Origin of the sequence: Frankia sp. AiPs1 (assembly GCF_023716945.1) — a bacterium.
Taxonomy (GTDB): Bacteria; Actinomycetota; Actinomycetes; order Frankiales; family Frankiaceae; genus Frankia.
On sequence record NZ_JAMQQF010000024.1, the window covers coordinates 1 to 11,242 of the forward strand.

At 72.3% G+C, this 11,242-nt stretch carries 9 protein-coding genes and 2 pseudogenes; 5 read left to right on the top strand and 6 right to left on the bottom strand.

The genetic code is table 11. The features are described 5' to 3' along the window. Nucleotides 1–728: pseudogene (locus ND748_RS05025) on the top strand (hypothetical protein); the annotation flags it as partial. Here ND748_RS05025 and ND748_RS05030 read toward each other — a convergent pair. Further along, complete coding sequence (locus tag ND748_RS05030; RefSeq protein WP_251744411.1) at nucleotides 670–1,122, bottom strand: pilus assembly protein TadG-related protein; 453 nt, start codon at nucleotides 1,120–1,122, stop codon at nucleotides 670–672. The pseudogene ND748_RS05025 and the gene ND748_RS05030 overlap by 59 nt on opposite strands. A 277-nt stretch (nucleotides 1,123–1,399) precedes the next feature. Here ND748_RS05030 and ND748_RS05035 point away from each other — a divergent pair, with 277 nt between their 5' ends. Further along, on the top strand, nucleotides 1,400–2,923 hold the full coding sequence (locus tag ND748_RS05035; protein ID WP_251744412.1) for a serine/threonine-protein kinase: 1,524 nt from the start codon (nucleotides 1,400–1,402) through the stop codon (nucleotides 2,921–2,923). A gap of 106 nt (nucleotides 2,924–3,029) precedes the next feature. Further along, entirely contained in the window at nucleotides 3,030–3,935 is a 906-nt protein-coding gene (locus tag ND748_RS05040; RefSeq protein WP_251744413.1) for a Dyp-type peroxidase, read from the top strand. A 60-nt stretch (nucleotides 3,936–3,995) separates the two neighbouring features. On the opposite strand, the pseudogene ND748_RS34935 reads toward ND748_RS05040, so the two are convergent. Continuing rightward, nucleotides 3,996–4,361: pseudogene (locus ND748_RS34935) on the bottom strand (DUF4143 domain-containing protein); the annotation flags it as partial. Between the two features lie 420 nt (nucleotides 4,362–4,781). Beyond that, nucleotides 4,782–5,516: a TetR/AcrR family transcriptional regulator gene (locus ND748_RS05050; protein WP_251744417.1), complete on the bottom strand. Its 735-nt coding sequence runs from the start codon at nucleotides 5,514–5,516 to the stop codon at nucleotides 4,782–4,784. A 230-nt stretch (nucleotides 5,517–5,746) separates the two neighbouring features. Here ND748_RS05050 and ND748_RS05055 point away from each other — a divergent pair, with 230 nt between their 5' ends. Beyond that, the gene (locus tag ND748_RS05055) at nucleotides 5,747–6,757 is read left to right on the top strand and encodes an ATP-binding cassette domain-containing protein (RefSeq protein ID WP_251744419.1); all 1,011 of its coding nucleotides are present in this window, start codon (nucleotides 5,747–5,749) and stop codon (nucleotides 6,755–6,757) included. Further along, a complete protein-coding gene (locus ND748_RS05060) occupies nucleotides 6,750–7,556 on the top strand; it encodes an ABC transporter permease (RefSeq protein WP_251744420.1) in 807 nt (268 codons plus the stop codon). The genes ND748_RS05055 and ND748_RS05060 overlap by 8 nt, the downstream gene beginning before the upstream one ends. On the opposite strand, the gene ND748_RS05065 is transcribed toward ND748_RS05060, so the two are convergent. The 3 genes from ND748_RS05065 to ND748_RS05075 are packed head-to-tail and all read right to left on the bottom strand — an operon-like array spanning nucleotide 7,553 to nucleotide 10,723. Continuing rightward, the gene (locus tag ND748_RS05065) at nucleotides 7,553–8,488 is read right to left on the bottom strand and encodes a TAXI family TRAP transporter solute-binding subunit (protein ID WP_251744422.1); all 936 of its coding nucleotides are present in this window, start codon (nucleotides 8,486–8,488) and stop codon (nucleotides 7,553–7,555) included. The two genes, ND748_RS05060 and ND748_RS05065, sit on opposite strands and share 4 nt — an antisense overlap. Beyond that, nucleotides 8,485–10,059, bottom strand: coding sequence for a HAMP domain-containing sensor histidine kinase (locus ND748_RS05070; RefSeq protein ID WP_251744424.1), 1,575 nt, complete (start codon nucleotides 10,057–10,059; stop codon nucleotides 8,485–8,487). Before ND748_RS05070 ends, ND748_RS05065 begins: the two co-directional genes overlap by 4 nt. A 1-nt stretch (nucleotide 10,060) precedes the next feature. Then, nucleotides 10,061–10,723, bottom strand: coding sequence for a response regulator transcription factor (locus ND748_RS05075; RefSeq protein WP_251744425.1), 663 nt, complete (start codon nucleotides 10,721–10,723; stop codon nucleotides 10,061–10,063). Between the last annotated feature and the right edge of the window lie 519 nt (nucleotides 10,724–11,242).

Below are 11,242 nucleotides of genomic sequence, written 5' to 3' on the forward strand. Positions count from 1 at the left end.
CCCGGGCGCTGGCCCTACGCGCACGGATGGTCCGCCCGCACAGCCCGGCGGTCGCCCTGCAGATCGCCGGGGTGGCCGCGCGGATCGCGGGGTTCAGCCCCACCCGCGCGCTCATCGCCGGCAAGGTCGTCACGAGTGCGTGCGCGGCCACCGGCGACACCCCCGGGGTGCGCGACGCGGTGGCCCGCGCCTGGCAGACGATGGAACGCCTCGGCGACGACGACTTCGGCTCCCCCGGGTTCGCGCTGGAGACCTACTCCCCGGCGGACCTCGCGCTGGCCTGCGCCGAGGCGCTGACCACCGTGGGCGCCGCGGACGAGGCCACGCCGCACCTGGAGCGGGCCGAGACGCTCATCGCCGGCTCCGGCCAGACCGGCATGGTCGTCTCGGTGCGGATGGCGCAGGCCCGCGCCGCCCTCGCCCGGGAGATCCCCGACCGGGACGAGGCAGCCGCCTACGCCGGCCAGGCGGTGACGCTGTCCGCCGGCCGGCCGGCCCAGTGGCTGGCCCGGCTGGTGCGCGACGTCTCCGAGCTGGCCGACCTGCGCACCGGGCAGGGCCTGGACGATCTCGTCGACGCCACCACGCCCTGGCTGCGCGAAAGCTGGGAGGACGACCGGGGCCCGCGACGGCCGGCGGCGCGCTTCGGCGTCCCCGGCCCGAGCGGCGTCATGGTGCAGCGGGCTGGCGGACCACCGACTGTGCCTGAGCCCCGGCCCGCACTGTGACCGGGCCGACCCCGAGGTAGCCCACAACCGGCAGGTTGACCACGCGTGACCCCTCCACCTCCACCGTCGTCGCATCGACGAGACTGGAGGTGAGGGTCGTGCGGCCGCTCGGGTCGGACTGCCGCTGGTACTGCTCGACGGTCGCGTTGACGTCCGCGAGCGGGAGTTCCTGGAAGGCGTCCGTCGCCGTGTAGATCGCGTTCTCGTCGATGCGCTGCGCGGCCGCGAGCGCCGCGCCGTCCGCGGCCGAAGCGACCGAGCGGCGAGCCAGGTAGACGGCGGACACGTCGGTCACGACGACGACCAGCATCGCGGCGACCATCAGGTAGCCGAGCGTGAGGATGAGGATCGTCCCGCCATCGGCGCCACCCGTCGAGGCCGGACCGCCAGTCACCGCACGACCGCTGCCCGCGGGCCGACCACCGCCCCCGGTTCGATCACTGATCAGAGCCTGATCGCCGGCCGCGGGCCGATCGCCGGTCGCCGGGTTCCGCCGCAGGTCACCAGGCATGTGCTTCTCCCCGTCCGGGATCGCCGGGCACCCCACACCGGCGTCCTTCGCCGATCCGCCGCCCGGCATCCCCGCATTATAGGAGAATGCGCCAGGTACGGATCATGCGGCGTGCATACCTCCCCGGGGGGGAAGGATCATGGCTGAAGGGTCACCGGGGATGCTCGTCGCAGAGCGTTTCCGGCTGGTCGAGATGCTCGGCCGGGGCGGTTTCTGGACCGTATGGCGGGCATTCGACGAAAAGCATCGGGCCGACGTCACCCTGAAAGGAATTCGGCGCCCGACCGTCCCGTCCGAGACCGAACGGGACGAGATCAAAGTGCGGCTGGAACGAGAATACCAGGTCTCCGCCGCGCTACGGCAATGCCCGCATGTCGTCACGACCCTCGATGTAGTCCGGGATATGGATGACGATCCGTGGCTGGTGATGGACTATTACCCGTCCCAGTCGTTGCAGGCGGTGCTGGATCGGGAGGGGCGGCTGGCACTGGCCGAGACCGCGGCGATCGGAACCTGTGTACTGGCGGCCCTCGCGGCCGCACACGCGGCGGGCGTCGTGCACAGCCACATCACCGCGGCGAACATCCTGCTGGGCACGGACGGCTCGGCTCGGCTGACCGACTTCGGGGCGACGGTGCGCGGGACCGATCAGCAGGTCACCGTCGGTGCTCTCGACGGACCCGGACTGGTCGCCCCCGGGGCGCCGACCGGAGGTGCCCCGCAGCCCGGCGCCGACGTCTTCGCGCTCGGGGTCACGCTGTTCACCGCAGCCGAGGGCCGGCCGCCCTTCGACCCCGTGACCTGGACCGAAACCGCATCCGAGCAGCCAGGACGGGCGGCGACGACCGCCCTGTCCGGCCCGCTCGGCCCGCTGCTCGACCGGATGCTCACGCCGGACCCGGCCGCGCGGCCCACCGCGGGCCAGGCCCTCGCCGCGCTCTGGGAGTTCCTCGACGACGCCGCCGGCGACGCGACGGGAGACCCGCACGCCACAGAGATCCACGGTGCCACAGCGCCACTCGGCGCCGCAGAGACCCACGGTGCGACGGGAGACCTCGGCGGCACGAAGGACCTCGACGTGACGGAGGACCTCGACGTGACGGAAGGCCCGGACGGGACAGGCGATCTCGACGTGGCGGACCCCGCGGACGAGACGTGGGCTCCGGGCGGGGCGTGGACGCAGGGTCCGGGCGAGGGCGCGGCGAGTTTTCCCGAGCGGCGCCGCTCGCGGGCCGTACAGCTCGCGGCGGGTCTGGTCCTGCTGTTCGCCTCCGGAATCGTGCCCGCCGGTCTCGGCGGCGATTTCAACCTCTGGGATCCCCGGCACCTGCTCTCGGTTGCCGTGCCGGTCGTCGCCGCGTTCGCGTTGTTCTGGCGGGCCGCGCAGCCCACGGGACATCTCGCGATCGACGCGGATCGGATCTCGGTGGAACGCGGCTGGTACCACTTCACCATTCACTGGAGCCGGATAGACACGGCCCGGGTGGCAGCCGGAAGACTCACCGTCACCCTGCTGGAAGGGGACATACCGCTGCAGACTTCCCAGTATGAGCGCATCTGGCCGCTGCCGCGCTACAACGCCCGCTCCGGCGTGCTCACCATCTGCCGACTGTCCCGCTTCCGGGACGCCACCCCGGCGGCGGTGCGCGCCGCACTCGACGCCACCGCCTGGCCGCACATCTGACGATCATGAAACCAGGCCGAGGCGCGGTCACGGACGTCGGCCGCTGGGTAGCGTCACGGTGGTTGAACGCGGCCATCTGGTCGCCAGACGGGAGGAGCTGGACCGGGTGACGCAGTCGGGGATTTTCGGGCTCGGCACGCCGGAGCACTGCTACCTGGAGTTCGACCTCCGGGACGGTGCCCGCGCCGTGGAGCTGGTGACGGCGGTCGCGGCCCTGACCGGCCCGTTGTCGACCGGTGGCGGGGTCAATCTCGTCGTCGGCTTCCGGCCGGAGCTGTGGGCAGGCGTCGAGCCCGACGGGATCCCGCCCGGTCTGCGGGGCTTCACCGAGCCGATCGTGGGCGTCGACGGTTTTGCCATGCCCGCGACCCAGCACGACGCCTGGCTCTGGATCGCGGGGGGTAACCGCACCGCGGTCTTCAACAACGCGCGGAACGTCGTCGACGCACTGGCCGAGGTCGCGACGGTCGCCACCGAGGTCACCGGGTGGCTGTACCAGTACGACCGCGACCTGACCGGGTTCATCGACGGCACGGAGAACCCGTCGCTGCTGGCGGCGCCCGCGGTCGCCGTGATCGCAGCCGGGGCGGGCGCCGGCAGCAGCGTCGTCCTCGTCCAGCAGTGGCGTCACGACTCCGCCGGCTTCGAGTCGCTCACCGTCGAAGAGCAGGAACAGGTGATCGGCCGTACCAAGGCGGACAGCGTCGAACTCGACGAGGGAGTCATGCCGGCGACCTCGCACGTATCCCGGACGGTCGTCGAGGAGGAGGGCGAGGAGCTGAAGATCTTTCGCCGGAACACCGCCTTCGGCACGGTCACGGATCACGGCACCATGTTCGTCGGGTTCAGCAGTGAACAGCGCCGCCTCGAGATCATGCTGCGACGGATGGCCGGCAGCGAAGACGGCGTGCGCGACGCCCTCACCCGCTACACCACTCCGGTGACCGGCGCCTACTACCTGGTCCCGTCGCTGCCGTCCCTGTCGGCGTTCACACCTGAGGAAGACGACTGAGGTCGGCAACAGCCGGCTGAATCCGGGCGGGAGGAAATCTCCTGGCCGGCGGAGGCGAGATCAGGACCAGTCCGACGGCGCGGGTGGTGCGGTCGTCCACAGCGCTGGGATCGGAGCTGCGCGCAGGCGTGGCCCGAAGGACAGGACCTCGGCGCCAGCGTAAAGAACATAGCCCGCGTGAAAGCGGTCACCGGTCTGGGACGCGAGTCGGCGCAGGCCGCGGAAGTCCTCGGCACGCACCGTCTCCGCGGCTTTCACCTCGACGCCGACGATCTCGCCGGAGGCCCGCTCCAGCACGGCGTCGACCTCGCTGCGATCGCGGTCCCGGTAGTGGAACAGCGACACCGGCTCCTCCGACCAGCTGAGCTGGCGGGCGAGCTCACCGAGCACAAAGTTCTCGACAAGCGGGCCGACGGGTGCGCTCGGATGCGTCGCGCGCCGCACCGTAGCAGGCCCTCGTGATGAAGAAAGCCGGTGGGGTCCGCCGGCGGCGGCCCGCACGGGCTCCTCGTCCAGGTAGTAGGACTTCGCATCGCCGCGTGGGTCCACCGTGAGCTGGGCGAGGGCGCTCTTACCGACCTGGCGGGCGCCGTTGAGGACGACGACCCGGGTGTCCACGAACGCGGCGGACACCCGCGCGGCGGCGTGCCGACCGAAGAGCTCCAGGCTCACCTGGCGCGGCTCCACGAGCACTCCCACCCGACCTAGATCGAGACCCTTCAGATTCGATCATCGAAGCAGCATTGGTGCAGCTCCCAGCACACTTCTTCATGATCGCGTGATGCATCTGCCGCCGTGGTCATGACGCATCTGCCGTCATGATCGTGGCGCATCTGCCGCGGTCGGTCAGGGCGCGGCGAGACCGTCGACAAGGACCGCGACGCCGTCGAGTAGTCGGGCGAGCCCGAAGTCGAACTCGCCGTCCATGTCGTCGTCATCGTCAAGCGAGCCGGATTCGATCGCGCGCTGCAACGACGGGAACGCGGCTGGATCGATGAGCCGCGAGAGCAGCGCGCCGTAGCCCGGCATCATCTTCTCCCCGCCGGACGCCGCCTTGAGGTCGGCGGACAGCGTCGCCTCGTTGCGCACGAACCCGCTCAGCAGCAGCACCGAGGACAGTTTCTGCTGCTCGGTGAGCGGGGTGTGGGCCAGGCAGCGCAGGCCGTCGTCCATCCAGGCGACCATGTTCGGGCCGAGCGGCGGCGTGCTGATCGGGATGCGCAGGGCCCACGGATGGCGCTGATACGCCGCCCGCGCGCCCCGCGCCCAGCGGCTCAGGCCCGCCCGCCAGCCGTCGTCTGGCTCGCACGGGCCAGGCGGGCTGCCCATCGCGGCGTCCACCATCAGCAGCAGCAGCTCGTCCTTGGCGGCGACGTACCGGTAGAGCGACATCGTCGCGGCGCCGAGCTCGGCGGCGACCCGGCTCATCGATACCGCGCCGATGCCGTCGGCCTGCGCGACGCCGACCGCGGCGGACACGATGCGCTCCAGGCTGAGCCCACGGCGGGGACCGCGGCTCGGCCGCTCCCGAATCCCCCAGAGCATCTCGACGGCAGGCGGCAGCGCGAAGGCCGCTGGCACCTGCGGCCCGCTGCCGGCGGGCGCCGTGGGCGCAGCTGCGGGGGCCGGGGGCACGTCGGCCGGACCGCTCCCCGATCCGGGGCTCCTGGCCATCGTCGCCTCCGGGACCGCGTCAGAGATCCGACAGCCACCCTTCGCCGCCGTTGACGCCATCCTAGATCTGCGTACCATCTACGCAGTAGAGCGTATGGCGTACGCAGTTTCGATTCACGGCGAGGAGCTCCTTCACGATGACCACTGACCTGGCGATCGAGGCCGTCGGGCTGGCCAAGTCCTACGGCTCGACCTCCGTGCTCGACCACTTCGACCTGCGGGTGCCCCGCGGCGGCGTGTTCGCGCTGCTCGGCCCGAACGGCGCGGGCAAGACGACGACCGTCCGAATCCTGGCCACCCTGACGCGCGCCGACGCCGGCCGCATCCGGGTCGCCGGCCACGACGTCGGCACGCAGCGCCGCGAGGTCCGGCGCCGGATCAGCCTGACCGGCCAATACGCGGCCCTCGACGAGGCGCAGACCGGCGAGGAGAACCTGCGGATGATGGGTCGGCTGCTGCACCTGGCGCCGCGGCTGGCCCGCCGCCGCGCCGCGGAGCTGCTCGAACGGTTCGACCTGACCGACGCCGGCCGGCGCCGGGTCGAGACCTACTCCGGCGGGATGCGCCGCCGGCTGGACCTCGCGGCCGGCCTCGTCGGCGAGCCGGAGATCATCTTCCTGGACGAGCCCACGACCGGCCTGGACCCACGTAGCCGGGCGGCGATGTGGGAGATCGTCGCCGAGCTCGCCACCGGCGGCCGCACCGTCTTCCTCACCACGCAGTACCTGGACGAGGCCGACCGGCTGGCCGACCGCATCGCGGTCGTCGACGGCGGACGGGTGGTCGCCGATGGAACCGCGGCGCAGCTCAAGGAGCAGGTCGGCGGCCGTCGCCTCGACGTGGCACTGGCGGCCACCGCCGGGCCCGAGGCGTTCGCGACGGTCGTGCGCCGGCTCGGCCCGCGCGCCGTCACCGCCGATCCCGCCCGGCGCACCGTCGGCATCGCCACCGACGGCACAGCGGCCCACGTGCGCGCCCTGCTCGACGAGATCGACGCCGGCCGCGACCGCGTCGCCCACTTCGACGTGCACACCACCACCCTGGACGACGTCTTCCTCGCCCTCACCGCCCGCCCGGCGCCCGCCGAGGTCCGCCCGATCGCCACCGAGAACCCGATCGCCACCGAGAAGAGGAGCGAACATGTCTGAGCTGGCCCTGGCCGAAGCGACCCGCCGTCCTGCGCCCCGGCCGGCGATCGTCGACGCCGCCGCCGACGTGACGACGATGATCGGCCGCAGCCTGCGGCTGTCCCTACGCAGCGTCGACGGGATGATCACTGCTCTGGCGCTCCCGATCATGCTGATGCTGATGTTCGTGTATCTGTTCGGCGGGGCGCTGCGGACCGGGATCGCCTACGTGGACTACGTGGTGCCCGGCGTGCTGCTGGTCTGCGCCGGCTTCGGGGCGGCGACCACCGCCGTCACCGTGTCCAGCGACCTGACCACCGGGGTGATCGACCGGTTCCGGTCGATGGACGTCTCCGGCGCCGCGCTGATCACGGGGCACGTGGTGGCGAGCGTGGCACGCAACCTCGTCTCCACCGCGCTGGTGGTCGCCGTGGCCCTCGCGATCGGCTTCCGGCCGTCGGCGGGCGTCAGCGGCTGGCTGGCGGCCGTGGGCGTGCTGGCGCTGTTCGTGCTGGCGCTGTCCTGGCTGTCGGCGACGATCGGGATCATCGCCGGTTCGCCGGAGGCGGCGAACGGGTTCACCTTCTTCGTCAGCTTCCTGGCCTACCCGAGTAGCGCGTTCGTCCCGATCGACACGATGCCGTCGTGGCTACGGGGTTTCGCCCGCGATCAGCCGGTGAACACCGTGGTGGAGACGACCCGCGCCACCCTCACCGGCGGGCCAGTCGGTTCCGTCGCCTGGCACGCGGTGCTGTGGAGCCTGGGCATCATCGCGGCGTCGGTCTCGGCCTCGGGGGTGCTGTTCAATCGCCGGGGCTAGCCGCGCAGCGCCCGGTAGGTCTCCGCGGCGGCCGGGTGCAGTGGCAGGGGTTCGGTGTTGATGAGGTTGCCGACGTCGAGGTACTGGGTGCCGCGGGCCTGTTTCGGCACGAGCTGCCCGGCGTGCTCGACCAGGACCCGGACGGTGTTGCGGACCACCCGATCCGGGCAGTCCGCCCCGGCGATCAGCAGGTTCGGGACGCCGACCGTACGCACGGCACCCGCCGCCCGGTAGGTGCCGGCGGGCAGGGCCACCTCGTTGTAGTACCGGCCGTAGCGGCGGCGCAGCTCGGGGACGTAGGCGCCGAGCTCCAGCAGCCGGATGCCCCACTGGCGGTCCGCTTGGGCCAGCACCTCCGTCGGGACCCCGCCCGACCAGAGCATGGCGTCGATCATGTTGTCGCGCAGTGCGCCCACCGCGTCCTTGAGGGACAGATGGCGGGCCTGGCCGAGCGTCACCCCCGCGGTGGCGAACAGGCGCTCGCCGAACAGCGCGGCGCCGGAACCGTTCGCGCCCAGCGACACGGCCCGGCCGACCAGATCCGGCAGGCTCCGCACCGGGCTGTCCGCCCGCACGACAAGCTGCATGTAGTTCTCGTAGACCCGGCCGAGGGCGTAGAGCTGCACCGGGCGGCCGAAGGCGGGCAGGCCCTTCTGCGCGGCGTCGAGGGCATCGGCGAGGGCAAGTCCGAGGTCCGCCGTGCCGGCCGAGACACTGCGGATGTTCTGCACGCTGCCGAGCGTCGCAACCACCTGGGCATGCAGCAACGGTCGGAGCAGGTTCGCGAACTCGATGTAGAAGCCGTCGGGCTCCCCGGCCGCGATCGAGACCGTGGGGTCGTCCGACGAGCAGCCGCCGGCACTGGCGACGGTGACGGCCGTGGCCCCGACCGCCAGGGCGCCGAGCAGCACCGCGCGGCGAGAGGCGGTCACGAGGCGGCTCCGCGCGTCGTGGCGTTCGCCGGGTCGTCGCGCCGTCGGGCCCGGCGGCGCTGGGACCTGGGCAGCCAGATCGTCGGCATCGTGTCGGTCCCGCCCGAGCGCGAGAACCCGGGCAACCCCGAGCCACGCCCGCCGTTCGCCGGCGTGCCCGCGGGCGCGGAGTCGGCCGGCGGGGAGGTGGGCCGTTCCCCGACGGGCAGCTCGGCGGCCACGGACAGCCCGTGCGGCGTCACCGTCTCCAGGATGAGCCGCCCGCCGTTGTTGGTCACCAGCCGCTCGGCGATCGCCAGGCCGAGCCCGGACCCGGACAGGTCGTGGTTGCCGCGGTGGAACCGTTCGGTCAGGCGCGGCAGCTCGCCGGGCGGCACCCCGACGCCGTCGTCGACCACGGTCACCCGGCCCCGCCCCGACGGCCAGCGGGCGGTCACCGTCACGGTCACCGTGCTGCCCGGGGCGTACTTGATGGCGTTGTCGATCAACACGTCGACGATCTGCTCCAGGTCCGTATCGGCGCACAGCAGCGGGATGGGTTCCGGCGGGACGTCATCGACCAGCGTCACGTCGCGGGCGACGGCGGCCGGCAGCCAGAAGTCGATCCGCTCGAGCACCGTCGCGCTCGCGTCGCAGGCCGCCGGGATCGTGGGATGGGCGGCGAGCTCGGTGGCGGCCGCGTCGGCGACGGCGAGCGCGCGCATGCCGTCGAGCAGGACCTGCAGCCGCCCGGCCTGGGCGACCATCGAGGCGTAGGTGTCGCGCGCGTCCTCCGGCAACGAGCCGGCCAGCATGTCCATCCGCAGTCGCATCGCCATCAGCGGGTTGCGCAGCTGGTGGGAGGTGTCGTCGATGAGCGCCCGCTGGCGGCGCGCCGAGTCGGCGACCGCGTCCGACATCCGGTTGAACGAGGCGAGCAGTGTGCGTACCTCCGACGGCCCCTGCTGCGGCGGCACGTGCGCCGCCACGACCCCCTTGCCGACCGCCCGCAGGCCATGCTCGAGCTGGGTGATGGGCCGCAGCACCCAGCGGACGATCAGCAGGATCACCGTCGCGAACACCGCGGCGACGGCGAGCACGCCGAGCAGGACATGCCCCCACACCCGCCCGACATCCGCGGCGGCGCGGCCCCGGCTCGACACCAGCACCACCGCGCCGCTCACCTCGACACCGTTGCCCACCGGCCGGGCGAACAGGACCCGCCCGGACGACCAGGGCCGGATGTCGGGCAGGCTGGCCTGGCGCTGGTTTCGCAGCGCCGCGTCGATCGCCTGCGCGACGGCCCCACCCCGGCCGAGGTCACCGAGGTCGCCGCGGGAGACGATCGGCCGGCCCGCCGCGTCGACGACGGCCACGGCGTCGCCGTAGAGGTCGGCATGCGCGTCGATCTCCGGTTCGAGCTGGTCGGAGCCGGTGAGCGCGAGCTCGGCGAACCGGTTGATGTCGGCGGTGCGCCGGCTGACGAACCGGTCGGAGCGTTCCGCCGAGGTGGTGTAGAGCAGCGGGACGGCGAACGCGGCGAGCGCGCCGAGACCGGCCACGATGAGGACGATCAGCAGCCGCCGGCGCACCTCAGTCGCCCAGCCGGTAGCCGAAGCCGCGGATGTTGTGCAGCGGGCTCGGCCGGCCAAGCTTCTTGCGCAGCTTCGACAGGTGCACGTCGAACGTCCGCGACACCGCCACGTAGGCGTCGCCCCACACCTCGTCGAGCAACTGCTCGCGGCTGACGGCCGCGCCCGCCTTACGGGCGAGCACGGCCAGGATCTCGAACTCGATCCGGGTCAGCACGACCTCCTCGCCGGCGACCGTCACCAGATGGGTGTCGAGGTCGATGGCGATGTCGTTCACCTGCACGCGCCCGACCGGGGTAGCACCGCTGCGCTCGGTGCGGCGCAGGATGGCCTCCATCCGGGCGAGCAGCTCGTCCATCCGCACCGGCTTGATCAGGTAATCATCGGCGCCGAGGCGCAGGCCCCGCACGATGTCGCGCTCGTGCGTGCCCATCGCGGTCAGGACGAGGACCGGGGTCGCGGCGAGCCGGCGCAGCCGGCGCAGGACCTCCAGCCCGCTGATGTCCGGCAGCCCGAGGTCCAGGAGCAGCAGGTCAGCGTTGCGATGGCGGAGCAGGGCGTCCGCTCCCCGGGTGACCCACTCGACCGGGTGGCCGCGCGCATCCAGGACGTCCTTGATCGCGCCGCCGACGCCGTGGTCGTCCTCGACCAGCAACACACGCATTGTCAGCCCCGATCTTCAAGCCCCGACTGGTGAGGTCTCCTCCATCGATACGTGGATCAGCAACGACACCAGCAGGCAGGCCCCCGCGTAGTAGCCCGAAAACGGCTTCTGGGGGGCACGTTCGGGCCAGTTCGACACGTTCGGCGACGGTGCGGCCCCGGCAGCACGTCGTTCGGCGATTCCGCGCCGCCGGCACCGCACCCACCCGGCATCGGCCGCCCGGCATCGAGCGACGGCCACCCAACCGCCCTTCTGGATCACAGTGACCGAGGACGATCGGTTGCGCCCACGACCTGCCGACGGCGTCGCCCTCGTGGCCGGCGGATCATCGGCGTCCGTCTCAGTGTGATGCGAGGCCGGCGTGCCGGGGACCGTCGGCCCCCGGCACGCCCCACCATCGCGTCGTCAGCAGGCGGTCTGCAGATGCACCGGATAATCCGCCAGACCACCACCCAGATTCTTCGTCTCGACGTAGACACTGTTCGCACCACTGTGCCCACCAGCGGTGAAAACCAGACC

What these genes read in the sequence shown, in the direction of transcription:
- ND748_RS05060 (WP_251744420.1), top strand. Translation starts at nt 6,750, where the DNA reads ATGTCTGAGCTGGCCCTGGCCGAAGCGACCCGCCGTCCTGCGCCCCGG.
- ND748_RS05055 (WP_251744419.1), top strand. Translation starts at nt 5,747, where the DNA reads ATGACCACTGACCTGGCGATCGAGGCCGTCGGGCTGGCCAAGTCCTAC.
- ND748_RS05075 (WP_251744425.1), bottom strand. Translation starts at nt 10,723, where the DNA reads ATGCGTGTGTTGCTGGTCGAGGACGACCACGGCGTCGGCGGCGCGATC.
- ND748_RS05035 (WP_251744412.1), top strand. Translation starts at nt 1,400, where the DNA reads ATGCTCGTCGCAGAGCGTTTCCGGCTGGTCGAGATGCTCGGCCGGGGC.